This is a genomic window from Leifsonia sp. 10L418 (assembly GCF_056395445.1).
On sequence record NZ_JBFTJN010000005.1, the window covers coordinates 145954 to 171246 of the forward strand.

Below are 25293 nucleotides of genomic sequence, written 5' to 3' on the forward strand. Positions count from 1 at the left end.
CAGGAGGAACGCATCATGACAACGACTCAGACTGGGTCGACCCGCATCGGGGAGGCCACCATCGCAGAGTTCGCAGCGGGCCTGCGCGGCAGGGTCGTCCGGCCGGGCGACGAGGACTATGACCACGAACGCAGCGTCTGGAATGGGGCCCATGATCGCCGCCCGGCGCTCATCGCACGCTGTGCGGGTGTGGCCGATGTGATTCGCACGGTCGATTTCGCCCGCAGCGAGGGGTTGCCGCTGGCTGTTCGCGGCGGCGGCCATTCGATCCCCGGGTTTTCCACCGTCGACGACGGCATCGTGCTGGACCTTTCGCTGATGAAGGGGATCCGGGTCAGCCCTGAACGCCGCCGCGTGGCGGCGCAGGCCGGCTGCACCTGGAAAGACGTGGACGCAGAGACCCAGCAATTCGGGCTTGCGGTGACAGGTGGCCTGGTGTCCTCGACCGGTATCGCCGGCTTCACCACCGGGGGCGGCATCGGCTGGCTCATGCGCAAACACGGACTGGCCTCCGACAACATGGTCGGCGCCGACGTCGTCACCGCTGACGGGCAGTTTGTTCACGCCAGTGCCGAGGAGCACCCCGATTTGTTCTGGGGGCTGCGCGGCGGCGGCGGCAATTTCGGTGTGGTGACGTCGTTCGACTATCAATTGCACGAAGTGGGGCCCACCGTCCTTTCCGGCCTGGTTTTCTACCCCGCCGATGAGGCGGAGCAGGTGTTGCGTGGCTATCGGGCGGCTTGCGCGGCGGCCCCTGATGAACTGACGACGCTGGTCAACATGACCACGGCGCCGCCGGTTCCGTTCCTGCCAGAATCGGTGCACGGCAAGCCAGTCATCGCTGTGGCAGGGTGCTGGTCCGGCGATCCGGATGCCGGCGAGGCCGCCACCGCCCCCTTCCGGTCATTGGGCACGGTTATCGCCGATGTTTTCGCGGCCAACCCATATGCGGGGTGGCAGCAGGCGCTGGACCCGCTGTACCCGCGCGGTGTGCACAACTATTTCCGCTCGGCATTCCTCCGCACCGTTGACGACGCGTCCGTGCGCGTGCTGCTGGACTCGTTTGCGGCATTGCCCAACGCTCTGGCGGAGATTCACCTGCACCACCTGGGCGGTGCGGTGGGCCGGGTTCCGGCCGACGCAACGGCCTTCGCGCTGCGTGACCAGGGATTCGTCGTCAACGTTATTGCCCGCACACCGACGGCGGAAGGCTTTGCGGATGTCGTTGAATGGGCCCGGGGCGTGACGTCCGCTCTCGGCCCGGACGCTGCGGCCTACGTGAACTTCACCGGTGAGACCAATGCGGCGCTGGTCAGGGCGTCGTACCCGCCGGACACCTACCGACGTCTGGTGGAACTGAAGAACGAATACGACCCCACCAATCTGTTCCGGTTGAACCAGAACATAGCCCCCACGGTATAAACGCATTGCCATCGTCGGTCCCGCCTCAACCGCGGGGTGCGTTCCATGCGACTGGCGACCGTGAACTGGCCGACGGCATGACTGTTCCAAGCGACGCCGTCCGCTCAGGCTATTGCCGCGGCGGGAGCCGGACGTGCAAGCGCCATCGCGACAAACGGATGGCTAATTAATAATGACCTCGATGTCGCATCCGGGGATCGATCGAGACTGAGCCCCCTCAGCGCATCTCGTGTAGCCAGGAGCACCACGATGTCCAATTCCTCTGCCAACCAGACCTCGGTCGCCTCGGCGCCCGAGTCGCCCTCGGTCTATGTTCGCGCCGTGAGCCCTTTCGGGCGGTTCGTTCAAACCGGCTGGGTCGCGCTCGCCCAGAGTGCGTTACGGCGAGGAAACGATCAGCGAACCCTCGCCACTTCGTATAGACCGCCACCGTGGTAGATGCTTGTTGGGATCTGTGTTCTCCGGCTCGGCAGCATCGAAGGGACCGCTCCAGCGGCTTCCCGCGAGTAGCTGCGAGAGTTTCAACGACTGTCGGTTCGTCAGATCCGAACAAGACGCCTGCGACTAGGGCCGCTGCGATGTTCGGCGCAGCCGGAGGCGCGTGGTGTCGGTTAAGGCGATTAGTCAGTGGTCTGCGGGGCGTTCGAAGCCGGAATGGTACGCGCGGGCCGCGCCTTCTACTACCCCTTTCTGGTTCGGATCTTCCAAGGTTGACTAGTGCGTATACCGACAAAAACGAGGTGGGACGGCTGGGTGGGACACCTGGCTTGCGTGGGGAATTCAAGGTTCGGTTCGACAAACCGTTCGAAACCCAGCCCATAGCGTTATCGCATCCCAGAAGAATTCTCCCTGCCACCTCGTAGACGAATTCGAGATGAAGGGAAGATCAATGTTTGAACACTTCAATACTCCGGAAGAGCTCTTCAGCTACAAGCTTGGCTCGGCGCTGACGATGGAACGGGACTCCCTGGAGATGCTCGAAACGCTCGAGACGACGACTCCGCGTGTGAGGTTGAAGGAGCTTTTCAATACACACGCTGCGGAAACGCGCCACCAAATTGAGAACCTTGAGAGGTGCTTCGCTCTTCTGGGTGAGGAGATCCACGATTTTCCCTCGCCGACTACGAAAGGCCTTGCAAAAGAAGGCAAGGCGTCAATCGCGAAAACCGAGCCCAGTATCGTCGACGCGGTTTTGCTCGCCGGCGGCCTAGAGACTGAACGATATGAAATGGCCGTCTACGAAACTCTCATGGTCAACGCCAAGGCCCGGGGCGCCGCTGAAGTCCTGGGTCTGTTGAAGGAGAACTACGACCAAGAGGTCGCAGCAAGCGAGAAGTTGTTGAAAGCCGCGGAAATGATCTCCGCGGAGGGCATCGCCAAGGAGATTCCATCCCGTTAGGGCATCGCATGGAACTGGTGAGTTGCACCACACGAGAGGAATGAAATGAGTGACCCGAAAGAGGAGAGCGAAGTCGCTGAGGAGGATCTCGTCGTGCCCTCAGCCGAGAAGCCTGAAGAGGATGAGCCCAGGAAAACCGATCGTGCGCACGAAATGGCCGAGAGTATGGCCGACGACGACGACAGCGAGGATGGGGACCTGCCGTGACCTGAGCGAATCTGTGTAGGCTCCGATGCCAGCAGGTCGATAACAAAGGGAACCCCGCCGATCATGATCGGTGGGGTTCTTCCATTCACTCAGTGTTTGAACGCATCCTTGACCTTTTCGCCGGCCTGTTTCAAATCAGCCTTCGCTTGGTCGGTCTTGCCTTCTGCGCGGAGTTCGTCGTTATTGGTTACGTCGCCCACAGCTTCCTTCGCCTTGCCGGTTACCTCGTCGGCTGTGTTCTTAACCTTGTCCGCCTTGCTCATGGTTTCCCACCTCCTCTCGTAGTTCCCGAGCCGATCAATAAACTCTTCGTGACTTTCAGGTGCGACGGCCACCACGCTCTCGACTACTCCGCCAAGGCCACGTCAACATCTCTCAGGCCATTGAAGTTACGAGCCGGGAGATCGCGAAGCAGCTGGACCATATCCGTCGGCGCTCCGTCTCCACTTGCGACTCGTACAAGGTCATCGCGATCTGCGGGGTAGTCGATGCCGGTCAAGTACTTTTGAACATCACTTGATAGGACCATCTTTATCGAGCTCCAGTTTTGCGGTGCTAGGAACAAAATGGGGTAATTCGGTAATGGCAGAACAAACGGGAATGCGCACGGTTCACGTTGGTTTATCGGAGCTCGTTGAATCGCCCGTGAAATGGGCGATCGCCGAGTTCAAAGTGTCAAATTGAAACCACTCGAAGCCCGTTCCGACCTGCATCACTTCGAATCGATCGACCACTCTTTCAATGAAGCCGAGCAGATGATGCGCATCATGCTCGCGGAATCGTCTATCGCAAACTCGCCACTGAGAATCCGAGATGGACTGGACGAGAATGTCATTTTCAGACGCGGTCGCGGACACGGGAGGAATTGAATTGCCCACGCCGTCGATGCCATAGAAAGCGTTACGCATAGTGCCTCCATCGATCAGCGATATCAACACATGGCTGATCGGCGTCAAACGCTGGTGTTGCTTCGCCCTGAGATGTATCGGAGCAGCCACAGGATGACAGCGATGACGAGAAGGATGATGCCGACCCAGATCAACCATTGAACGGCTTGGACAAACCCGCCGAAAAAGATGAGAACAATCGCGACGATCGCGACGATGACAACCAATGTAGTCATTTCAGTCACTCCCCAATCCTCGGATACGACGATCCTGTAACGGCAGCATCTGAGAGATTCCATCGCGCTCGAAAGATCCTGATCTCCACATCGCTGGAGCCTCGTTGACGGCTCGAAAGACGTTTCTCGAATGCAGTACAGAACAATCGGTTTGAATGCTCCTATTACAAAAGGGAACTGTGTCTCTGTCAAGGGTGAGCGCCCCGGCCCGATGGATCTGGCTGTGCAGGAAGCGCGAACTGAGATGCGCGCATTCGTTATTTCGAGGTAGATCGGCGATATCCGCCCCCTCGGCTACTTACCAGTGATTGTGAACCAGATTCCGGCGATCCCGGCGACGCACATGATGAGGGTGATTCCCCATCCGAGCGTGCTGGCGAGCTTGCCGTTGCGATACTTGCCCATGATCTTCGCGTCGCGTGCTATCAGCATTGTCACGATCAGAAACGGGCCCGCCGCAATCCCGTTGACCACTGCGCTGAGTACGAGGAGACCGATCGGGTCCACACGGAACACGCTCAGGAGGGTGCCGAGAAGCGTTCCGGTACCGAGGAGCGTGTAGAAGACGGGTGCTCTTCGCGGGGAGCGTTCGAGTCCCCAGTTCTTGCCGAGAAGGCCAGCCATCCCTGCGGATCCGGACGCGGCAAGGACCGGCACCGCTAGGACGCCGGATCCGATGAAGCCAGCGGCGAATAGATACGTCGACGCGCTCCCTGCGATTGGTTCAAGAGCTTTCGCGGCATCGGCCGCGCTCTGCACGGTCTTGCCATTGACACCAAGCGTCGCTCCCGTCGCCACGATAATGGCGAACATGATGAGGGCCGAGAACGCCATTCCGGTGAAGACATCGATCCGACTGTTGCGGAGCTTCCGGACGGCTCCTAGAGAACTTCGATCGTCCAGCGCTGGTGCTTGGCTCCCCTTGAGGTCCTCTGCGCGCATTTCCTCAATTCGGTTTGCGCTCTGCCAGAAGAACAAGTAAGGCGAAATCGTCGTGCCCAGGATGGCGACGACCAGAACAACGTAGGCGGGTTCGAGGCTGATCTGCAAACCCAACAGTCCGGAAAGAACGTCCGCCCAGTCCACGTGGGATACGAACAAGACGGCGACATACACCAACAGGGCTAGGCACAACCATTTGAAGATCTTCGAGATGAACTCGAACGATCCAAAAATCAGTGTGAGCCCAATTGCTATTCCGGCAAGGGCACTCCAGACCTGGGCAGGACCGGCCCCGACCAAGTTCATTCCCTCTCCGACAGCCATGAGGTCGGCGGCGATGTTGAGGACATTCGCCAGGATGAGTGCTGCAAGGAGGATGGCGAGGACGATTCGAGCTCTGCGATCGAACTTCTCACGCATGAGAGCGCCGAGACTCTTACCGGTGGCAACTGCTGTTCGGTCGCAAATTTCCTGCACGGCCATCATCATCGGCAGAGTGACCGGGACCGTCCAAAGGAGACCATAGGAGTACGTCGCACCGGCCTGCGCATACGTTGCAATGCCAGACGGGTCATCGTCCGATGCTCCGGTAACAATTCCTGGCCCGAGAACTGCGAAGAAACGAACGATCGGAGAACGCTTCTTCTTGCTGGACTCGTTCGGCTCCTCGTCCTTCTCAGGGCGTCCGTCGGGCTGAATGCCCCCGGCCGGTTCGGTGTCCTGCCCCATAGCCACTCCTGACGTAGATCCGCCAATTGCGTTGTTCACACTACGCAGCGCTGTGTCGGCGGTCAACGATCGTCATCCTGCCACCGTGGGGTACCAAATGGGCCGGGGTCGTGGTTCCTGTATCTTTCTGGGAATTGCTTGTCCGCCCGTTTCACCAGGCGCAACATGAAAGCGTCGCGTCGAGTGTGTCCTCGTGCGCGACCAGGAGGATCAGTGATCCGACCTCAATCTGGAACGCCTAATCCCGTCGAGCAAATCCACCTCGGCGCAAAATCCGCTGGACGGTATCGACCGCGACTCATGGGGAACGCGGCCTGTCGGCAATGACTGCCGGTGGCGCGGGGGCGCGCTACAACATGTTTGCTCTCTCGGAAAGGACCGATTGAAATGACGGCAATGACGGCAATGACCAGCGAGCAGCTGGACCTCGCTCGGCACCTGGCTATCCAACTTCGCGTGGATTCGATCCGGTGCAGCACCCAAGCGGGTTCCGGGCACCCGACATCCTCATTGTCGGCGGGCGACCTGATGGCGGTGCTCCTGGTCGGTCATCTTCGGTACGACTGGGCGGCACCCGAGGGGCCCAACAACGACCACCTGATCTTTTCGAAGGGGCACGCCTCCCCGTTGCTCTACTCGATGTACCGGGCCGTTGGTGTCGTCGATGAGAAGGAGTTGGTTTACAGCTATCGCCAGTTCAATTCTCGTCTAGAGGGTCATCCGACGCCCCGCTTGCCGTGGGTGGATGTCGCCACCGGGTCGCTGGGGCAGGGACTGCCGGATGCGGTCGGTATCTCCTTGGCCGGAAAGTACTTGGACAAGCTTGATTTCCACACGTGGGTGCTCTGCGGTGATAGTGAAACGGCGGAGGGGTCGGTCTGGGAGGCGCTGGACAAGGCGAGCTTCTACAAGCTTGGCAACCTCACCGCCATCGTCGACGTCAACAGGCTCGGCCAAAACGGACCCACCGAGTTGCAGTGGGAGATGGACCGTTATGCCCGACGGGTCGAGGCCTTCGGCGCACGTGCCATCGTCATCGACGGTCACGATCTGAACGCGATCGATGGCGCACTGACCCAAGCCCGATCCAATCCCGATCAACCCACCGTCGTGTTGGCCCGCACCATCAAGGGAAAAGGTGCTCCGGAGATCGAAGACAAGAACGGCTGGCACGGGAAAGCGCTGCCACCGGACCTGGCTGATCGCGCCATTTCCGGGTTGGGCGGCGTGACTCACCTCAGAATCGCCACGGCCCTCCCCGAAGCCGGCACGTCGGCCATTACCCCGAACCCTGATGCTCCGGTGACCGTGCCTACTTGGGACGTCGGAGAGAAGGTGGCGACACGGGCAGCGTTTGGTGCCGCGCTTTCGGCCCTCGCCGCACGACCGACGGTGGTCGTGCTCGACGGCGAAGTCGGCAACTCGACCCATGCTGGCGAATTTCGCGACGTATGCCCGGAGCGCTATTTCGAGATGTTCATCGCCGAGCAGCAACTCGTGGCATCTGCAGTGGGCTTGGCCGTGCGTGGCTACATCCCCTTCGCCGCGAGTTTCGCCGCGTTTCTCGTTGCGCGACCATACGACTTCATCAGAATGGCCGGCGTCTCCGAGGTGAGCATTCGGCTGGTGGGCACCCATGCCGGAGTTGAGATTGGGCAGGACGGGCCGTCCCAGATGGCGTTGGAGGATATTGCAGCGATGCGCGCCATCCATTCGTCGGTGGTCCTCTATACCTGCGACGCCCCGTCGACGGCCTCGCTGGTGCGAACGATGGCTGATACCGAAGGGATCGTCTATCTCCGTGCCACGCGTGGAGCGTACCCAGTGATTTACGCGTCAGATGAGCAATTCCCGATCGGCGGATGCAAGGTTCATCGGGCCGGACCGAACGACGACGTGACTCTCATCGGTGCGGGCGTGACCGTGCATGAATGCCTTGCTGCGGCCGAGGAACTGGCGAAAGAGGATGTGGCGGCTCGGGTCATCGACTTGTACTCGATCAAACCGCTCGATCGGGACACTCTCGTTGACGCATGCAGAGCAACTGGTAGTCGCCTGATCACCGTCGAAGACCACTATCCGGAGGGCGGTCTGGGCGGTGCGGTCGTGGAAGCCCTCGCCGACGCCGACCTGCCAGATTTGCACGTCAGAATTTTGGCCGTCAACGGCCTTCCCTCGTCGGGCGAGCCTGCTGAGCTTCTCAACGCCGCGGGCATCTCCGCGCGCCACATCGTCGAAGCGGCACGTAACCTCGTTGGAGTTTCCGCGCGCTAGTCGTCCGGCGACCAGCGGAGTTTACTGGGAGCATCCTTCCTCCGGAGACGAAAAGTGGTGGATATCTCATGGGCACAACGTCGTTGGTTTGGATCATTGTCGGAATTGTTGTTGTCGTGATAATCGTCGGATTGATCGTCTACTTCGCACGCCAACGTAAGCAGGAGCAACAGCGTGCTGCTGATAGGCAGAAGGCCGCTAATCTGCGTCAGAATGCCCAAAAGGTTGAGTTGGATGCGCGTGAGAATGAGGCGAAAGCTGCCCGCGCCCGCGCAGACGCGGAGCAGGCTGAGGTCGACGCGGAGCGACTGCGCCGGGAGTCCGCCCAGCGCGAGGCGGATGCCCAGGGCCAACGCGTCGACTCATATGATCAGGCCAAGAAGGCTGAAACACTGGACCCGACAGCCGACGACCGACCTCGCGGAGATTACCCGGGCACGTCGCCCCAGGCCAACGGTGACTACCCTCGACATCCGACCGAGCAAACTGATCCTGGTGAAGAATATCCGCAGACGGATATCACAAGTGGCGGAGATCGCTAGCGCGAAAGCGAACGGCCTATGCAACACTCAATGGTTTCTCAGCAGATCGATGAGCTCACTCTTGCGCATGCGCGAGTAGCCGCTCAAGCCGAGCTCGCTGGCCCGCTTCCTCAGTTCTGGGACGGTCTGCTCGTCATAGTCGATGGCGGTTCCGCCCTTGCGCCCGATAGCCGATCGTCCTTGCTTGGCGGCAGCGTTCGAGATTCGGGCGGCTTTCTCTTTGGAGGCTCCGTCGTCACGAAGGGCCTCATACAGTTCCGGGTCTTTGAGCCGGGAAGTCTTGTCCTTGGGCATCAGGACACCTTCTTTCTGTTTCGCTCTCTGTTTCGGTCGGGATAGGTCCTCGTCGGTGCCAAGCACCTGGTCAGTGAAACCCAAAGATGAGGCTATACATTTGCGTCACTCGAATTGCGAAAACTGACGGATCCGTCTTTTGCCTTCGCTCGGTCATCGCATCGACTTGCGGCCGAGAGCGAGGCCGACTACAAAGGCGGCCAGTGCCGTGGCGGCCACGACGAGAGCAGGTCGTTCGCGCAATTGTCGGCGTAAAAAGCCTGCCGACTCGTCGAGAGAACCCTGAACGAGTGAGCCGACGTCGGGCGCCGACTCCCCGGTGCGGGATGCGACATCCCCAACAGCTTCCGCGACGTTGCCGGCCATTCCCTTCAGCTTCTCCGCTGTTTCGTGGGCAAGGCGGGCAGGCCCGCCTTTAGTTGGGTCGAGTGGGTTGTCGCCGGTTGAACTCATGATGCCTCCTACTTCGCGATTTGGTGAGCGAATCTTGCCGAGGCTCTGCGGGCTCGAGCTTTGGCTCGGCGGCGCATTGCGGTCCGTTGCCGCTTGGCTTTCGGGTCAGTGAAGAGACGGACAAGCTGGTGACCGACGGATTCGCCCTTCGGGCGGCTGACCCGGACGCCAGCGATGAAACCAACGAGTGCGCTCCACAGAATGACGCTGCGTAGTTGCATAACGACCTCCCATGGCCGGACCAGTGGAACGAACGATGAAGCGATCACGTAGTCCCTGTCGGTGCTGCGACGAGGATGCTTCCACGGTACGCGCGCCTGTCAGATCTGACGAGGGGTGATTTGGGTAGGTCTGGAGGCTCTGCGGCCGGACCTCCGCGCGGGCGCGAGGGGTTGCGACACTCTTGCCGGCAGTGGAAAGCCTGCCTAGCCTGATCCGTAGATTAAGAAGCAATGAGGAGGTTGAGCACATGAGCGACCCGATGAATGAGAACCCTCCTGACGAGGAGGAAGGCACGACGCCGGAACGCAACCGGGCAGAAGAAATGAAGGGCGATGCTCTCGGCAACCCCATCCCTGATCTCGATGAAGTCGGAGACGGCCCCGAAGGCACAGACGACGACTTCGACGATGAAGACGACGAAAGCTAATGAAGACCTCGTAGAGCGGCCTTCACGCCCAGCTCCGGTCTCTGGATCGCCGCGCTGTGCCTCGCTTCCTTTCGTTGGGCTGTTTGCGGTCGTAAACTGGGTCATAACCGGGGGATGCGTCCCGAAGGTCGTCCCATAGATCTCGTTGAGGAGATCTGGACGCGGGCGATAACCGCGCAACCCCCCGGGGGTGGGCCATGGTCGGGGTGACCCACCCCTTCGTTTGAACGCGGCAGCACGCCTTCAAGACGGACCTTCTCCCTTGCTAGCAACTCCTCCGGCAAAGCTCTCATACATGCCCCGGGCAAGTCTCTTTCGGTTGGGCTAAGCGCGGCGTATAGTCGCCGTGAATCTGGACGGCCGAGACAGTGAGGATGTTCATTCGCAGCTCAAATAGCGGCTCTCGCATTGCACGTCTATGCGAATCGGTAAGGAACCGCGCGCCGTCCCCTCACCCTGAGGAGAAATGATGACGGTGAAACTGAACGGCGCCGCGCTCACCTTTGCCCGCAAACTCGTCAGCAATGGCAAGGTTGTTCGTGACGAGCGCGACGCCTGGAGCGAGGATGCGCCCTCCACGGACGAACAGAACGACTTCCTCCAGAACCAAGGGTGGGGTGAGTATTCTCGATGGCATTTGGGAATTGATACCGATAAGCCAGCTCACACGAAGGGTCGCTACAGCTTTCCCTTCGGCGACTTCTCTCGGGTGCATCGTTGCGCGGTCATCTCCCTTGAATCGCGCGCCGCACAAAACGATCACGACGATATTGCGACCGCGTCCAAGAACTTGCTGAAGCTCATCGATTCATGACATCGTCCGCGACGGTATCCCACTCATGGCAGTGCCTCCGAGCTGCGGCGGTGTGTGTACTGCGGCAGACTTAATACCCCGGACCGCGATGCCGAGCGGAGCGGGGGAGCACCACGAGAACAAACGCGAGCAGCACGACAATGACGGTGCCGGCGATAACACCGGCGAAGAGACCAGCCACGACGTCGAAAATGAACAGGACGACGCCGCCGGTCAAAAGGGCGACAAGGACAAGCGTGGCATCCAAGAGCCGATTACCGATTTCGACTGTCTGCCTTTTCTCGTGATGCCTGAACAGGGTTCGATGCAAGCTCACCGGTGCAAGGCCGACAGCCGTCGCCGAAGCGGCGAGGATCACGAGTGTGAGATACACAGTCATCTGGAAGTTGTCCAACTCTGCGAAACGCTGCTGGAAAGCCACGGTCAGAAGGAATCCGCTGATGATCTGGGTTCCCGTTTGTGTCACCCGAAGTTCCTGAAGAATATCGTTCCAATTCCGATCGAATCGTTCGTTTGGAGTTTCCTCGCGCCCGTCACCGGCTTGTGAAGAGCGGGGCGGTATACCCATAGGTAAATTCTTCTCTCTTCGAACCGGTGCTTCAGAGACCCTTCCCGCCAGTGACTGGGATGACCGCTCCCGATACATAGGATGCGTCGGTGGATGCCAGGTACACGTAGGTGTGGGCCAATTCTGCGGGCTGTCCTGCCCGGCCGAGCGGCGTGTCTTGGCCAAACGTGGGTAGCTTGCTCGGCCACGATGTGGCTGGAATGAGCGGTGTCCAGATTGGGCCAGGAGCGACCGCGTTCACCCGAATTCCTCGAGACCCGACCTGCAGCGCCAATGCTTTGGTGAACGCCACAAGGGCCGCCTTCGTCATTGCATAGTCGATCAGGTTCGGGGACGGGTTGAATGCTTGAATCGACGAGGTGGTGATGATTGAGGAGCCTGGGCGTAAATGTGGGAGCGCCTCGCTGGCAATCCACAGAGTGGAGTACAGGTTTGTTTCCATGACGCGTGTGAATTCGTCGGTACTGAGATTCTCCAGCCCGTCTCTGTTCTGCTGGTATGCCGCGTTGAGCACCAGGATGTCGAGTCCGCCCAGCTTTTCGATGACTGTGGCAGGAAGCCCTCGGCTGAAGCCCTCATTGCGGAGATCTCCGGGGAGTAGGAGCGCTTCTCGGCCGGCGCCTCGCACCAGCGCTACCGTCTCTTCTGCATCGGCCTGTTCTTCGGGCAAGTAGGTGATCGCGATATCGGCTCCTTCGCGGGAATACGCAATGGCTACCGCACGCCCAATGCCCGAGTCGCCCCCGGTAATGAGCGCCACCCGGCCAACAAGTCGGCCGGAGCCGACGTAGGTTTCCTCGCCGTGGTCAGGTCGCGGATCCATCAATCCAGTGAGTCCCGGCTGATCCTGTTGCTGTTCGGGAAAACCCTCAGTTCGATACGTCGTGACGGGGTTTGCGTTGTCCCTTGCCTGAGCCATGGCGGTCCTCTCCCTCGCGTGTAGGTTGTTTTTGGCTTGAGTTGGTCGCGGTCGGAGCGTGCCTGTCTTGCCCACTTTTGCTGCGCGGAAAAACTGGTTCTGTTTGCGTCAGTCGGCCGCTTCGCCTCGTTCGACGCAAGTGTAGGCCTGGCCTTGGAACATCGGAACGGCCTTGAAATTCCCGCGCACCTTGAGAGCATCGTGTTGTGATTCGTGGCGTGCCTGGCGTAGTCGGCAATCCCAAACGGATCATCACCCGCTACGCCAGCGACCCAATTGGCTCAGGGCGAGTCGCGGGCGTAGGCCACCCCGAAATATCGGCACGTTGATGCGAAGGGAGCGGACCATGTCAGATGATGCTCGGAGGAATCAGGGAGAGAGTCGCCACGACAGCGTCGCAAAGGAGCAACGCGCTCCCGACGCTGAGGACAATCGCAAACCTGACGCGATCTCGGAAGTGGTGAAGCCTGCCTGGAGATACATTTTCAAGCGCACCCTGCACGAATTCTCCCGGGATGGATGCACCACGCTCGCTGCCGCTCTCACGTATTACGGCCTTCTGGCACTCTTTCCCGCGTTACTGGCGCTCGTGTCACTTCTCGGGATTTTCGGTCAGGCTAAGCAGGCCACCGACGCCGTCCTACAGATTGTGGCGAGCGTGGCGGATGAGTCGACAGTGAGGATTATCCAGCAGCCCATTGAACAATTGGCCAGTGCGCCGGGGGCCGGTTTCGCCTTTGCTGTCGGCCTGCTCGGGGCGATCTGGTCCACGTCGGGCTACGTGGGCGCATTCGCCCAGGCCATGAACCGCATTTACGAAGTCGACGAGGGCCGTCCGCTGTGGAAGCTCCGCCCGGTGATGTTTCTGATCACGGTGGTGATGCTCGTGCTGGCAGTCGTCGTGGCACTCCTGCTCGTCATATCAGGGCCCGTCACGAAGGCAATCGGCGATGCCGTCGGCCTGGGTGATGCTGCAGTGCAGCTGTGGAATTTTGCCAAATGGCCGATCCTTATCGCCTTCGCCATTGTCATGATCGCCGTGCTCTACTACGGCACTCCGAACGTCAAGCAGCCCAAATTTCGGTGGATCAGCGTGGGCTCAGTGATCGCCCTCGTCGTGCTTGCGTTGACGTCGTTGGCCTTCTTCTTCTACGTGGCGAACTTCGGCCACTACAACAACACCTACGGCAGCATCGGCGGGGTAATCGTGCTCCTCCTGTGGCTGTGGCTGGCAAACCTCTCGCTCCTTTTCGGAGCCGAGTTTAATGCCGAGATAGAACGAGGCCGGGAACTCCAGGGCGGGATCGAGGCGGAGGAAACTATTCAGCTTCCGCCACGCGACACGAAGCAGAGTGAGAAGGCACGCGAGAAGGAGAAAAGGGATGTCGAAAGCGGCCGGGCTATACGGGAGGAGCAGGCTGCCCCGCCTTCAGATGGTGGCAGCGAACCCCGGTGAAAGCCCTGATCCTGGGCCAGTAGGGTGACCGAAAGACGCACCCGACAGCATTCGGTTTCGGAGCGCCGTCAGCCATTCTCACATCCTCATTTTGGGCATTCCACCTCTTGACAGAGAAAAAAGTTTGCCCCCACAATGGGTGTCAGAAATCGACGTTTTCAACCGATGGGAGGGATGAAGAATGATGCACGATGTTCCTCAAGGCCTGGCCATTCGCTGGAGCGACAGTAAGGGAATGCGGGCCGCGCAGCCTCGGTGATCTCCATGTGCAGGAGGTCGGCGATGGAACGTGGCGGGTGCGTGATAAACGGCTGTCCGAGCATGGCGCATCCTGCGTGACCGCCTCATTCAGCGCTGCTGCCAGCAGTTTCGTCTAGCAAAAGCCAGACAGTTTTGACGTAGCGAGTAAGTCCAAATGGCCATGTAGCGGGCAACTGTAGCGGGCAAGTAGACCACCAGGCGCACAGTCGCCGTCAAGACGGTTCGAATGCTTGCCATCGGGGCCTGAGCTGACGCCCTCGTTTCAAGGGGCCCTCGCTCCTTCAAAAATACGCATGCGCAAATCCAAATACCCATGCGAAATCGACCGACGAACCATGCCGTTTGGCGTGCCAGCCGGATCCAGAGAAAGGGAAATGACATGTCGAATCTTTACCCGCCGGTTCCGCCCCGAGAGGACGACGCAGTGACCGGCCTACCTAGCGAAGAGGTCCTACCGCCGGTTGCCGGCGAGGAATCGGTGATTGTTGCGACCCCTAGCGCCGGCGACCGTTCTTCTCTCGTCAAGGACGAGGCAGCTCATCTTGGCGAGCAGGCGGCGGAGTCGGGACAGAGAGTTGCGGGGGTTGCCAAAGATGAGGCCGCGAAGGTCGCCTCCGAAGTGAAGGTACAGGTCAGCGACCTCTTCTCCGAAGCCAAGGAGGAGCTCTTCGAGCAGGCAAGCACCCAGCAGGAACGTGTCGCGGCTGGCCTGGTTTCGATCAGCGACGAGCTCCAGCGCATGGCTGACAACTCCGAAAAGGACGGCATGGCTACCGACCTTGTGCGGCAGGCTGCGGCAAAGACCGGAAGCGTTGCGTTGTGGCTCGGTGATCGTGATCCAGGCTCGCTCCTTGAGGAAGTGCGCAGGTTTGCCCGGGAGAAGCCCGGTACCTTTATCGCGATCGCCGCTGCTGCGGGCGTGCTGGCTGGTCGGCTTACTCGGTCGGTTGCCAGTGGATCCGCTGAGTCGCAAGCGAGCGCAGCGGGTCAGACCCTCTCCACGGACGCCGTGGCGCCGGCCGGCGTCACTCCCGGCTCGACCACGGCAGGCTCGGTCGGCAGCCGGGGTCCCAGGTACTCATCGGTCAACATCGACCCAGATATCCAAGCGGGTTCGGCTACACCGATCTACGACGGGGCGTCCCTCGCGCACGGTCAGCACGCCGGTGTCCAGTCGACTGAAGGTGGCGAACGGCGATGACTGACGCCCCTACCCCTTCGGAGGAACAGGCCGCGAAGAACTCTCTGGGCGACTTGCTCGGCGAGGTCACGCGTGATGTTTCCACGCTGATCCGGCAGGAACTCGAACTCGCCAAGGCGGAGCTGCGTGAATCTGCCACTCGCACCGGCAAGGCCGCCGGAATGTATGGTGCCGCGGCATACGGCGGCACGATGACGGTGTTCTTCCTGTCGATCGCTGCCTGGTGGGGCCTGGGCTACCTCATCGGCAACGCCTGGTCAGCCGTCGTGATCGCGGTGGTGTGGGCCGTCGTGGCCCTCGTCCTGTTCCTGTCGGCCCAACGCAAGATGAAGACCGTCAAGGGTGCCCCCCAGACGGTCGACACACTCAAAGAAATTCCCGAAACACTCAGAAGAAATGAGGAAAACCGATGACGAACAGCGACCCGGACCAGATTCGTGCCGACATCGAGCGCACGCGGTCCGAACTCGGAAGTGATGTGGACGCCTTGGCGGACAAGGTGACCCCCTCGAAGATTGCCCACCGCCAGACGGAGAAGGTGAAGAGCGCCATCGGCAGGGCGACGGAACGCGTGATGGGGTCAACGGCAGATGTTCGTGAAGCGGGATCTGATGTGGCCGATGCTCTCGCCGATGCCCCGCACAAGGCGGTCGAGAAGGCCAAAGGAAATCCGCTGGCTGTGGGCCTGATCGCATTCGGAGTGGGCTGGCTCGCCGCGTCGCTGGTCCCGGCCAGCACAAAGGAAAAGGAGATCGCAGAGTCACTCACAGACGCCGCCGAGCCCCTCATCAAAGAAGTGCAACGCGCGGCGATGGACATAACTGACGACCTGCGCGAGCCTGCCGAGGAGGCAGCCGAGGCTGTGAAGGAGACAGCCATCGAAGGGGTCGACGCAGTGAAGTCGGAAGCGACATCCGCCGTCACAGATCTGAAGGACCAGACCGTCGACGCGACGCAAGCCGTCCAGGAGGGAGGCTCACGGCCATAGACGGGAGACGCCACAGGCGCAATAGTGTCCACGCCGTCGGGTCGCCGAGATACCGACGTGGTCTGATCTTGCCGACGGCAGGACAGTTACCCGCTTCGCTTCGTTCGAAACGCCCTCGTTCCGCTCTGAAATTTAGTCATCGTAGATGGCAGATGTCGACATGAATGACGTTCGGCGCGCTGAAGAGCGCTGCCACCACTGGTTCGGAGCCTCCTGTGACGAGGACTCCGAACCCCTCGACGAATGCCCACCAGAAAGGCTCGTCCCGCTCGAAGGCCGCTGCAAAATCAAAAAAGAAGTGAGATCGACATGTGCCGGTTGGCTCGGCACGGGCAGGTGCAGATCAAACCGGTTCAAGCCCAAGCCCAAGCCCAAGCCCAAGCGCTTGCTGGTGCCGGTGAATCAAGGAAATGGATGGAGCGCGAACGTGAATGAGGCAGGTCAGGTTCCTGGCAAAGAGGATGCTCATACGCAAGACAAACCGGTCCTGGACCAAGACGACGTTTCCGAACGAACAAAGCTGAGTGGGATAGTCGCCCAGACTCTCTCCGACCTCGGAGGACAGCATCCTCTCACCGACATTGAGGCGGTCGTTCGCCAACGGAGCGCCGAATCCGGACTCAGCTCTTCCTCCGAGGAAGTATCAGCCGCAGTACAGGAAGCGATCGGGGACCGATAGCACCGAGGGCATCTCCACGTAGGCGCCACAAGCCAAGGAATTTCACACCTGGAGCGGGTAGAGCGCACCGCTCAGAAGTAACTCAGGCCTGCTGAATCTGGATCGCCGACGTCGTGAATGGCAGTTCGAACAGGCTTTCCAGGATGGGCTTCAGTTTGGTCCGCCATGCGTCGTAGCCTTCAGCGCTCAGATGAAGTCGATCCGTTGAGAGTGCGTGACCAATTTCACCGTCCGAATCCGCCAACACCGCCCACAGGTCGAGATACTGCGCATATTGAGTGGGCGCGAACTGCCATAGGTGACGATTAATGGACTGGATCGTCTCAGCAAACTCACGCTCGCGCGGAAGAACGGATTGCAGCAGGATACGTGTCGTCGGCAACTGCCTGCGGATCGAACACAAGATTGTTTCGATATTGCGCACGATGTACTCGTCTGATCGGTGCCAGCTCAGATCGTTGGCGCCAATCTGCAGAACGACGGCGTCCGGTTGGAGAGCGAAGACCGCGTCCAGTCGTCCCTTCAGCTCAGCAGTGGTGTCTCCGCTTACTCCCAGATTATGTATCTCGAAATCCGGGAACCATTCTTGCCACAAGCCTCCCTCGATGAGCCCGTCACCGAGAAAGGCGATTGATCTCAACATCGAGACCTCCTATGCGCATCATGCGTCGAGCACGGGCGGGAAGCCGAAGCCACTTTGCGTCGCGGCCTCTGCGGCGCAGGTTCGCGGGATGCTTGGTGCTGAAGAACGTTATCTGGCGTATTCCTTGGACCACGCTGTCGCCGCTATCGTAACGCTTCCACCCCCCGTTTGGGGGTAGATCTGTGCTGTTGCAAAGCAGCGAGTCGATGCTCGGCTCAAAGGCCGGCCGACAAGCGTACGAACCAGATGTCGGGTGGCCCTGCCGTGCAGAAGGCTGTCTCACAAGTCGGACACTTGGCTCAGGAAGATGGCCACAGCCGGGCGCTCAAACCTGATTCGAGCTTCGCGATCGTTTCCAGGTCAGGCCAAACACGACCATCAAGGATGGAGGCGAGCGTGACGTGCACAAGCCCGCACTCCGCAGCCGCGGCACGAAGGCTTCGCTCTCCAATGGAGGACTTCAGATTGAGGGCGAACTGTCTAGCGACCTCCCCAGGCGCTGTAGACGACGGGGAATCCGGCCAAGACTCAGTCAGGTCACGCGGTTTCGCGCGAGTCGGCCTAGACATCCGATGCACCCGAAGTGACGCTGGCCAGCGAGCTAGGAATCAAGCTCGCCTCCAAAGGTCTCATCTACGGGGGAATCCTGAGTTGCGTGGTATTGCGCAGTCCGAACTAGGTGGCAAAAGTCCGAACTAGGGTGTCACGTGACAAAATGTGCCCCCACGCAGATTCGAACTGCGGCCCCTGCCTCCGGAGGGCAGTGCTCTATCCCCTGAGCTATGGGGGCCAGGGTGGTCACTACGTTACCAGTATCTGAGAGACGAAAATCCGCCACTCGCGACGGCCCCGGTAACGAAGCGACCCGCGAAACTACCCCAGGTGCGACAACGCCGAAGCCACAAGGGTCTGCGCGTCGCCTGGCTCGAAGAACTCGGTCGAGCTCACCGTTACCCAGTGAGAGCCGGACAGCACCTGTGCGGTGCCCACTCCATCGGCAACGCCAAAGAATCCCTCGATCGGCGGCGGGCCATAGGTCGGAACGATCTTGCTCGACTTCAGCGCCTGATCGATCAGCGTGGTCTGCAGTACGTCGTTCGGCTGCGTGACCGACACCTCGATGATCGCGCCACTGGTCTGGTTGAGCCAGCCACACGCCACACCGTCATACTTCACCGCAGTCTTCGCTGCAGCGCCACTCGGCTCGAAACCCGGGTCGGTGCCGTAATTCGGGTTGAACGCATAGACGTCGTCCGGCGTCAGAATCTCGTCGCAGGTGAGCGTGACCGGGGTTCCCGTTGCTTCAGGCGTCGGCGTCGGCGTCGGAGTCGCGCCGGGGACATCCGTCGCACCGGGGGTCGCCGATGCAGCGGCGGAGGGCGTCGTCGATGAGCCACCCTTCGGCGGCTCTGCGGCGCAGGCGGTCAAGGCAAGAAGCACGAGCATTCCGGCGGCCATGGGAGCGACGGCGCTCCGACGAACGCGACGGCTGGTTGACGGGCGGATGCGTGTAGAAGGCATGAGGGCTGGCACGGGTTTGACCTTAGCAAGCGATCTATGCCGTTCCGGCTATTCAACTTCACGACGCGACAGGTTGCCAGACTCGGGCCACCAGCCTGCCGCCGCCACGCCACCCGGTTGACAGCCGTTCGGCCCGGAATAGCATGAAATGAGCGGCCACGTGCCTGCTCGAATGTCGGCGTGGCCAGCGCAGATCCAACCCAGATCAGATCGAATCCACAATTCCATCAGAACGCAATCCAAGGAGATTGTCATGGCCGACAACGTCGTGAAGCGCCTGGAAGTCAAGTCGCTCGACTTTCCCGACGACCGCCGCACCCCCGATATGACCACCATCGAAGTCAACACTCTTGGCGACTATTCGATTGGACGTCTCACGTTCGAACCCGGCTGGAGTTGGTCGGGCTGCATCAAACCGATCGTCGGTACCGAGCACTGCGAGGTGAACCACGTCGGGTACTGCATCTCGGGAGAGATCGAGGTCGAAACCATCGATGGCACCCGCATCTTGATTACCGCGGGCGACACCTACACAATCCCGCCGGGTCACGACGCCCACGTCGTCGGAGACGCCCCGTTCGTCTCGCTCGAACTCGTCAGCGCACCCATCTACGCGATGGCGGACACCTCTCATCTGCAGAGGCCGCGACTGAGGTAGCAGTACGTAGGCGCCCCTGATCCTGCGTGGCCAACCGCGCCCACGCGAAGCCGCCGTTTTCACGGCGTTCAGCTTCGCGCCCGTAAGATTGAGCGTGTGACTCCTGCTGAACTCTCCCAAGCCCTGTTCGACCTCGTCAACGCGCTCGTTGAGCGACGACGCCAGGCCGGGAACGAGATCGCAGACCTCGGCCTCACTCTCGCCGATGTCACCCTCGAACGCCCGCGCAACCGCGACCACGGCGACTGGGCTTCCAGCATCTCGATGAAGATCGCCAAGCCGCTCGGATCGAACCCGCGCGAGGTCGCCGCCGAACTTGCCGCCGGACTCGAAGCCCTCGACGGCGTCGCATCCGTTGAGATCGCCGGCCCCGGGTTCATCAACATCCGTCTTGAAGCCGCCGCCGCCGGCGCGCTCGCGAAGACCATCGTCGACGCCGGCAGCGCATACGGTACCGGGCACATGTACGACGGTATCAAGATCAACCTCGAGTTCGTCTCGGCCAACCCCACCGGACCGATCCACATGGGCGGCGTGCGCTGGGCCGCCGTCGGCGACAGCCTCGCCCGCGTGCTGCAGGCCGAGGGCGCGGATGTCACGCGCGAGTACTACTTCAACGACCACGGTTCGCAGATCGACCGCTTCGCTCGCAGCGTGCTCGCCGCCTACCTCGGCGAGCCCACGCCGGAAGACGGCTACGGCGGAGCGTACATCGCCGACATCGCCGCCAACGTCGTCGCCCTGTATGACGGCGACATTGCCGCTCTGCCGCGCGACGAGCAGCAGGAAGTCTTCCGCGCGGTCGGCGTCGAGCTCATGTTCACCGAGATCAAAGAAAAGCTGCACGGCTTCGGCGTCGACTTCGATGTCTACTTCCACGAAGACTCCCTGCACGAGTCGGGCGCGGTCGAACGCGCCATCGAGCGCCTGCGCGAACAGGGCCACATCTTCGAAGAAGACGGCGCCATCTGGCTGCGCACCACCGACTTCGGCGATGACCGCGACCGCGTCATCATCCGCTCGAACGGCGAGCCCGCCTACATCTCGGGCGACATCGGCTACTACCTCGACAAGCGTGAGCGCGGCTTCGACCAAAACCTCATCATGCTCGGCGCCGACCACCACGGCTACGTCGGCCGCATGATGGCCATGGCCGAGGCGTTCGGTGACACCCCCGGCGTTCACCTGCAGATTCTGATTGGCCAGATGGTCAACCTGCTGCGCGACGGCGAGCCCGTGCGCATGTCCAAGCGCGCCGGCACCATCGTCACCCTCGACGACCTCGTCGACGCCGTGGGTGTGGATGCCGGTCGCTACGCCCTGGTGCGCTCGAGCAGTGACTCGCAGCTCGACATCGACCTCGACCTGCTCGGCAAGCACACCAACGAGAACCCCGTCTTCTACGTGCAGTACGCCCACGCACGCACCTGTTCGGTGGCCCGCAACGCCGCCGCATCCGGTGTCGACCGCTCGGTCTTCGCCCCCGAGCTGCTCGTGCACGACAGCGAGTCTGCTCTGCTCGGTGTGCTGCAGGAGTTCCCGCGCGTCGTCGCCCAGGCCGCCGAACTGCGTGAACCGCACCGCGTCGCTCGCTACATCGAAGAGGTCGCCGGCTACTACCACCGCTGGTACGACAACTGCCGCGTCATCCCGCTCGGTGAAGAACCCGTCACCGACGTGCACCGCACCCGCCTCTGGCTGAACGACGCCACCGGTCAGGTCATCCGCAACGGCCTCGGCTTGCTCGGCGTCTCCGCTCCCGAGAAGATGTAGTCATGGCCGCCACCGTGAGTCGCCGCAACCGTGTTCTGATCATTGTCGGCGCCTCGGTGGTCGCACTGATCGTGCTGTTCTTCGTCGCCGATGCGATCGCGCGCAGCGTCGCTCAGAGCAAGGTCGAGCAAGAGATCTCCAGCAACCTGCCGGAGGGCGTGACCGGCGACGTCAACGTGGCGATCGGCGGATTCTCGGTGATCGGCCAGTTCTTGGCCGGCAGCTTCGAGCAGGTGCAGCTCACCTCATCGAACCTCGCGGTGAACGGGGCGACGGCTGTGGTCGATGTCGTGGCGAAGGATGTTCCCACCAACACCGCGAAACAGATCGGCACGGTCACCGGCACGATCGATCTCGACCAGAAGTCGCTGAACACGCTGCTCAGCCAGGCCGTCAACGTTCCGGATGCGACGCTGGAGCTGCGCGACGGTGACGTGAGCTACTCGGGTTCGATCGAGGTGTTCGGAACGTCGATCGGTTACACGGCGACGGCGGTTCCGCAGGCGGCCGGCGACACGCTGTACCTCACGCCGACCTCGGCGGAACTGACCAGCTCGCTCGGCTCACTCGACGTGAGCGGGGTCGTCAACCTCATTCTCGGGCAGAAGCCGGTGGCCATCTGCGTCGCCGAGTACCTGCCGGAAGGTGTCACCCTGACCGGCGTCGACGTCACGCCGGAGCGCCTGCAGATCACGTTGGCGTCGAACACGCTGTCGCTGTCGCCGGATGCCCTGAACACGTTGGGCAGCTGCTCCGCGGGTTAGCGGCCAGTAGTCGAGCCCGGCCGGTGGTCGAGCTTGTCGAGACCTCGCTCGCCGTTCTCGAGACGCTGGCTGGCGATCGCTCCTTAACAGGCTCGATCACCGCTACTTTTCATCGTAGATAGAAAGCCTGCTTCCGTCCCAGCGCACTTGTGCACCGGGACTGGAGAAGAATTCCAGTCCTGACGCGGCGAAGACCTCGCTCGTTTTGCAGATGTAGTCCGACGTTCCGTCGCTTGGGTACGCCATGTACAGGCAGTATCCGCCTGCGCTGGTTCTCGCGACCCAGAGGTTCCAGGGGAATTCGCCCGGGACTTGCATGACAAGTCGGGCGGTCGCCGGGTCGATCGAGCTGCCCGATCCGAGATCGGCAACCGGATACGGGAGCTCGTCCGCTGCGGTTCGTTCGCCGTTGAACCAACGCTCTGCGGCTTGGGGATCAGCGGACCAGTCGCGCTCAGCAAACGGCACGACGGCAGGGTGGCTCGTCGGCGCCGCTGACGGACGAGCCGCTGAATCCGACGCACTGCCGCTCGCTGCGGCCCCACCGATCGCTCCGATGACGACCAGGCCAACTGCGACCACTGGGATCAGCCAACGGGGAGCTCTCTGAAGCAGGCGAGGGGGAGAGTTTGGCTCGACGAAGCCGTGGATTGGGGCCATGCCCGCGGGCTCGTCCGCGCTCACTGAGTCTGATCTGCCAGCATCCGTGGCGGCGCCTTCAGCGGCGTGGGATTCAGCATCCTTGGCATCGGAAGCAGCACGGATGGCTGCCGCTTCCGCCGCCTGTAGCTGCCGCAGCGCCTCGTCGGCGCGTGCTTTCTCGGCGGGGGAGTCGGCGCGCCCGAACGCGAGCCGTTGCAGGTCTACGCGGTGCGCCTTGTCGTCGGCCGTCATGTCGTGAGCGTACCGGGTCGATCCGCGGCCGCTCTGGCGCGAGATCGAGATGTGTATTTTCGCTTCTGAACTACAGGGTCATATGAGCCTGAAGTTCAGAAGCGAAAAAGGGTCATCCCCGTGCAAGGTGGAGGCGGCGTTCCCTGATCAGCGGCCATCGCCGGAGCCGATTGGAGCCGGCACCAGACGTGCAGCCGAGTCGGCCAGAAGCGCGAGAATGCGTTGCGCGCCTAGGTCAGCGGCTGTCGCTTGCCGCGTCACGACCGTGTCGTACCGAACCACGGGAACAGTCAGCGAGCGCAGCGTCACCCCAGCCGGCAGATGCCCGACGGCGAGGTGCGGCACCAGTGCGACCCCGGCGCCCGCCGCCACGAGCGCGAGAATGACCGAGAAGTCGGTGGCCTCGGCGACGATCCGCGGGGTGAATCCGGCCAGGCCGCACGCGCGCTGCACCATCTCATAGCACGACCAGTTGCGGTGCGGAACAACCCAGTCGGCCGTCGCATACCCGGCCAGCTCGACGCCGGAAGGATCGGAAGGATCGGCGCGTGAGGCCAGCCACACCGTCTCGGATGCGAGGGGAACGGCCACGAGATTGGGCGAAAGCGTCGCCGGCAGATTCGAATAGGAGTGGCTCAGCGCGATGTCGACCTCCCCAGCGGCGAGAGCCGGAAGCGAGTCTTCGGGTTCCATCTCGATGAGTTCGATCCTCACGCCCAACTCCGGGTTCTCGCGCAGACGGGCCCAGGTGTCGGCGACAATCGAGCGCGCAATCGACGGGAACGCGGCCACACGGTAGGTGCCAGCCGAACCTTCTTGCAGCGCACCTACTTCCATTTCAGCCAGCGAGAGCATCTCCACCAGGGAACGTCCGTGTGAAGCGAGCAACCGCCCGGCCGGCGTGAGAGTGAGCCGCCGACCGTTGCGTTCGGTGAGCGACAGGCCCACTTCCCGTTCGAGAGCGGCGAGCTGCATCGACACCCCGGGGGCGGTCAAATGCAGCGTTTGGGCGACGGCGGCGATCGTGCCGAGCCGCTCGAGCTCGGCGAGCATGCGTAGTTTTCGGATGTCCAACACATCAACCATACTTACGCCTCTGAACAGAAGAAGTAAATAGATATGTTGACGGATGTCGGCAAAGCTGAAGTTATGCGATCCCCTCGAGCCCTTCTCTCCGGCCTGGCCGTCGTCGTGCTCTGGGCGAGCGCTTTCCCGGCGATCCGGGTTGCGGCCCCCGAGCTCGGCGTGGCCGGCCTCTCCCTCGCCCGGTTGGCGATCGCTGCCCTGCTGCTCCTGGTGCTGGCCCCGATCCTCAAGGTCCGCATTCCGGCCCGGCGCGACCTCCCGCTGATTCTTGCCTGCGCGTTCTTCGGGATGGCCGCCTACCAAGTGCTGCTGAACTGGGGCGAACTCGACGTTCCGGCCGGCACCGCCAGCATCATCGTGGCGGCCGCTCCGCTCGTGAGCGTCGCTCTCGCGGCGGGACTGCTGGGCGAGCGACTCACCGGCCTGAAAATCATCGGGAGCGCCGTGGCTCTCGCGGGTGTGGCCCTGGTCTCCCTGACCCGCTCGGGCTTCACCGTGTCATCCGCCCTCTGGATTGTGATCGCGGCGATGGTCGTGCAGGGCATCTATCACCCGCTCACCAAGCCGCTGCTCAAGAAGTACTCGGGCCTGGAGGTGGCGACGTATTGCATGGTGGGCGGCGCAGTCATGCTGCTACCGACCGTGCCATTCGCCTGGGACGATCTCGGCCAGGCCAGTCCGGCGGCGTGGTGGGCGGCCGTCTACCTCGCGGTGCTCCCGTCGGCACTCGGCTTCGTGCTCTGGGGCTACGCCGTCGCGCGGATGTCGATGGCGACGTCGACCTCGCTGCTGTACCTGGTTCCGCCGGTCGCCGTGCTGATCTCATTCATCTGGCTGGGGGAGGTGCCCTACCCGGGCGAGCTCGTCGGCGGAGCCGTGGTGATTGTGGGGGTTGTGACGGTGGTGCTTGGCGACCGTCTGCGCGCGCGGTGGTCGAGCAAAACGCCGGTGGTCGAGCAAAACCCGGTGGTCGAGCTTGTCGAGACCGGCCAGCGAGATCTCGACAAGCTCGATCACCGGTAGCTTGTCGAGAC

General features: G+C 61.8%; 29 protein-coding genes and 1 tRNA gene. 16 read left to right on the forward strand and 14 right to left on the reverse strand.

Annotated features, from left to right (window positions below; all coding sequences use genetic code 11):
• The first annotated feature begins 15 nt into the window (after positions 1–15).
• The 3 genes from AC1DCF_RS12320 to AC1DCF_RS12330 all read left to right on the forward strand — a co-directional run bounded on the left by AC1DCF_RS12320 (position 16) and on the right by AC1DCF_RS12330 (position 3028).
• Complete coding sequence (locus AC1DCF_RS12320; RefSeq protein ID WP_477211261.1) at positions 16–1422, forward strand: FAD-binding oxidoreductase; 1407 nt, start codon at positions 16–18, stop codon at positions 1420–1422.
• 889 nt (positions 1423–2311) lie between these two features.
• The gene (locus tag AC1DCF_RS12325; protein ID WP_477211262.1) at positions 2312–2821 is read left to right on the forward strand and encodes a YciE/YciF ferroxidase family protein; all 510 of its coding nucleotides are present in this window, start codon (positions 2312–2314) and stop codon (positions 2819–2821) included.
• A gap of 45 nt (positions 2822–2866) precedes the next feature.
• Positions 2867–3028 (forward strand): hypothetical protein, encoded by a 162-nt coding sequence (locus AC1DCF_RS12330; RefSeq protein ID WP_477211263.1) that lies wholly within the window; start codon positions 2867–2869, stop codon positions 3026–3028.
• 89 nt (positions 3029–3117) lie between these two features.
• Here AC1DCF_RS12330 and AC1DCF_RS12335 read toward each other — a convergent pair whose 3' ends face one another.
• The 5 genes from AC1DCF_RS12335 to AC1DCF_RS12355 form a co-directional block, all read right to left on the reverse strand.
• On the reverse strand, positions 3118–3291 hold the full coding sequence (locus tag AC1DCF_RS12335) for a CsbD family protein (protein WP_477211264.1): 174 nt from the start codon (positions 3289–3291) through the stop codon (positions 3118–3120).
• An 83-nt stretch (positions 3292–3374) separates the two neighbouring features.
• On the reverse strand, positions 3375–3557 hold the full coding sequence (locus AC1DCF_RS12340; protein WP_477211265.1) for a DUF2795 domain-containing protein: 183 nt from the start codon (positions 3555–3557) through the stop codon (positions 3375–3377).
• An 82-nt stretch (positions 3558–3639) separates the two neighbouring features.
• A complete protein-coding gene (locus AC1DCF_RS12345; protein ID WP_477211266.1) occupies positions 3640–3936 on the reverse strand; it encodes a hypothetical protein in 297 nt (98 codons plus the stop codon).
• A gap of 44 nt (positions 3937–3980) precedes the next feature.
• Positions 3981–4160 carry a hypothetical protein gene (locus AC1DCF_RS12350; protein ID WP_477211333.1) on the reverse strand — a complete coding sequence of 60 codons (180 nt, stop codon included), beginning with the start codon at positions 4158–4160 and terminating at the stop codon, positions 3981–3983.
• Positions 4161–4445: 285 nt separating this feature from the next.
• A complete protein-coding gene (locus AC1DCF_RS12355; protein WP_477211267.1) occupies positions 4446–5822 on the reverse strand; it encodes an Nramp family divalent metal transporter in 1377 nt (458 codons plus the stop codon).
• 387 nt (positions 5823–6209) lie between these two features.
• Between AC1DCF_RS12355 and AC1DCF_RS12360 the strand changes: the two genes are divergently transcribed.
• Both AC1DCF_RS12360 and AC1DCF_RS12365 read left to right on the forward strand, forming a co-directional pair.
• Positions 6210–8096: a transketolase gene (locus AC1DCF_RS12360; RefSeq protein ID WP_477211268.1), complete on the forward strand. Its 1887-nt coding sequence runs from the start codon at positions 6210–6212 to the stop codon at positions 8094–8096.
• Between the two features lie 68 nt (positions 8097–8164).
• On the forward strand, positions 8165–8638 hold the full coding sequence (locus tag AC1DCF_RS12365; protein ID WP_477211269.1) for a hypothetical protein: 474 nt from the start codon (positions 8165–8167) through the stop codon (positions 8636–8638).
• A gap of 27 nt (positions 8639–8665) precedes the next feature.
• Here AC1DCF_RS12365 and AC1DCF_RS12370 read toward each other — a convergent pair whose 3' ends face one another.
• Both AC1DCF_RS12370 and AC1DCF_RS12375 read right to left on the reverse strand, forming a co-directional pair.
• Positions 8666–8932 (reverse strand): DUF7218 family protein, encoded by a 267-nt coding sequence (locus tag AC1DCF_RS12370; RefSeq protein WP_441791267.1) that lies wholly within the window; start codon positions 8930–8932, stop codon positions 8666–8668.
• A gap of 153 nt (positions 8933–9085) precedes the next feature.
• Entirely contained in the window at positions 9086–9385 is a 300-nt protein-coding gene (locus AC1DCF_RS12375; RefSeq protein ID WP_477211270.1) for a hypothetical protein, read from the reverse strand.
• A 469-nt stretch (positions 9386–9854) separates the two neighbouring features.
• Between AC1DCF_RS12375 and AC1DCF_RS12380 the strand changes: the two genes are divergently transcribed.
• Entirely contained in the window at positions 9855–10034 is a 180-nt protein-coding gene (locus AC1DCF_RS12380) for a hypothetical protein (protein ID WP_441791265.1), read from the forward strand.
• A gap of 469 nt (positions 10035–10503) precedes the next feature.
• Positions 10504–10848, forward strand: a complete 345-nt coding sequence (locus AC1DCF_RS12385; protein ID WP_477211271.1) for a hypothetical protein — start codon at positions 10504–10506, stop codon at positions 10846–10848.
• A 70-nt stretch (positions 10849–10918) separates the two neighbouring features.
• On the opposite strand, the gene AC1DCF_RS12390 is transcribed toward AC1DCF_RS12385, so the two are convergent.
• Positions 10919–11494 (reverse strand): DUF6328 family protein, encoded by a 576-nt coding sequence (locus AC1DCF_RS12390; RefSeq protein ID WP_477211272.1) that lies wholly within the window; start codon positions 11492–11494, stop codon positions 10919–10921.
• Positions 11448–12335: an SDR family oxidoreductase gene (locus tag AC1DCF_RS12395; protein WP_441791262.1), complete on the reverse strand. Its 888-nt coding sequence runs from the start codon at positions 12333–12335 to the stop codon at positions 11448–11450. Before AC1DCF_RS12395 ends, AC1DCF_RS12390 begins: the two co-directional genes overlap by 47 nt.
• 328 nt (positions 12336–12663) lie before the next feature.
• Here AC1DCF_RS12395 and AC1DCF_RS12400 point away from each other — a divergent pair, with 328 nt between their 5' ends.
• The 5 genes from AC1DCF_RS12400 (at position 12664) to AC1DCF_RS12420 (ending at position 16920) form a co-directional block, all read left to right on the forward strand.
• Positions 12664–13791, forward strand: a complete 1128-nt coding sequence (locus tag AC1DCF_RS12400) for a YihY/virulence factor BrkB family protein (RefSeq protein WP_477211331.1) — start codon at positions 12664–12666, stop codon at positions 13789–13791.
• A gap of 640 nt (positions 13792–14431) precedes the next feature.
• Positions 14432–15253: a hypothetical protein gene (locus AC1DCF_RS12405; protein WP_477211273.1), complete on the forward strand. Its 822-nt coding sequence runs from the start codon at positions 14432–14434 to the stop codon at positions 15251–15253.
• Positions 15250–15666 carry a phage holin family protein gene (locus AC1DCF_RS12410; protein WP_477211274.1) on the forward strand — a complete coding sequence of 139 codons (417 nt, stop codon included), beginning with the start codon at positions 15250–15252 and terminating at the stop codon, positions 15664–15666. Before AC1DCF_RS12405 ends, AC1DCF_RS12410 begins: the two co-directional genes overlap by 4 nt.
• Positions 15663–16241, forward strand: a complete 579-nt coding sequence (locus AC1DCF_RS12415; protein ID WP_477211275.1) for a DUF3618 domain-containing protein — start codon at positions 15663–15665, stop codon at positions 16239–16241. The genes AC1DCF_RS12410 and AC1DCF_RS12415 overlap by 4 nt, the downstream gene beginning before the upstream one ends.
• Before the next feature lie 145 nt (positions 16242–16386).
• Positions 16387–16920, forward strand: a complete 534-nt coding sequence (locus AC1DCF_RS12420) for a hypothetical protein (protein ID WP_477211276.1) — start codon at positions 16387–16389, stop codon at positions 16918–16920.
• Between the two features lie 82 nt (positions 16921–17002).
• Here AC1DCF_RS12420 and AC1DCF_RS12425 read toward each other — a convergent pair whose 3' ends face one another.
• The 3 genes from AC1DCF_RS12425 to AC1DCF_RS12435 all read right to left on the reverse strand — a co-directional run bounded on the left by AC1DCF_RS12425 (position 17003) and on the right by AC1DCF_RS12435 (position 19096).
• Positions 17003–17563: a GDSL-type esterase/lipase family protein gene (locus AC1DCF_RS12425; protein ID WP_441791257.1), complete on the reverse strand. Its 561-nt coding sequence runs from the start codon at positions 17561–17563 to the stop codon at positions 17003–17005.
• Positions 17564–18281: 718 nt separating this feature from the next.
• Positions 18282–18353: transfer RNA gene (locus AC1DCF_RS12430), tRNA-Arg, on the reverse strand.
• Positions 18354–18436: 83 nt separating this feature from the next.
• Positions 18437–19096, reverse strand: coding sequence for an iron ABC transporter ATP-binding protein (locus tag AC1DCF_RS12435; protein ID WP_477211277.1), 660 nt, complete (start codon positions 19094–19096; stop codon positions 18437–18439).
• Between the two features lie 241 nt (positions 19097–19337).
• On the opposite strand from AC1DCF_RS12435, the gene AC1DCF_RS12440 reads away from it, so the two are divergent.
• The 3 genes from AC1DCF_RS12440 to AC1DCF_RS12450 all read left to right on the forward strand — a co-directional run bounded on the left by AC1DCF_RS12440 (position 19338) and on the right by AC1DCF_RS12450 (position 22279).
• Complete coding sequence (locus AC1DCF_RS12440; RefSeq protein WP_477211278.1) at positions 19338–19742, forward strand: cupin domain-containing protein; 405 nt, start codon at positions 19338–19340, stop codon at positions 19740–19742.
• A 96-nt stretch (positions 19743–19838) separates the two neighbouring features.
• On the forward strand, positions 19839–21515 hold the full coding sequence (gene argS, locus AC1DCF_RS12445; RefSeq protein ID WP_477211279.1) for an arginine--tRNA ligase: 1677 nt from the start codon (positions 19839–19841) through the stop codon (positions 21513–21515).
• Positions 21516–21517: 2 nt separating this feature from the next.
• Positions 21518–22279, forward strand: coding sequence for an LmeA family phospholipid-binding protein (locus tag AC1DCF_RS12450; RefSeq protein WP_477211280.1), 762 nt, complete (start codon positions 21518–21520; stop codon positions 22277–22279).
• A 102-nt stretch (positions 22280–22381) separates the two neighbouring features.
• Here the strand turns inward: AC1DCF_RS12450 and AC1DCF_RS12455 are convergent, their stop codons facing one another.
• On the reverse strand, positions 22382–23173 hold the full coding sequence (locus tag AC1DCF_RS12455; RefSeq protein WP_477211281.1) for a hypothetical protein: 792 nt from the start codon (positions 23171–23173) through the stop codon (positions 22382–22384).
• 147 nt (positions 23174–23320) lie between these two features.
• On the reverse strand, positions 23321–24259 hold the full coding sequence (locus AC1DCF_RS12460; protein WP_477211282.1) for a LysR family transcriptional regulator: 939 nt from the start codon (positions 24257–24259) through the stop codon (positions 23321–23323).
• A 63-nt stretch (positions 24260–24322) separates the two neighbouring features.
• Between AC1DCF_RS12460 and AC1DCF_RS12465 the strand changes: the two genes are divergently transcribed.
• Positions 24323–25282 carry a DMT family transporter gene (locus tag AC1DCF_RS12465; protein WP_477211283.1) on the forward strand — a complete coding sequence of 320 codons (960 nt, stop codon included), beginning with the start codon at positions 24323–24325 and terminating at the stop codon, positions 25280–25282.
• The last annotated feature ends 11 nt before the right edge of the window (positions 25283–25293 follow it).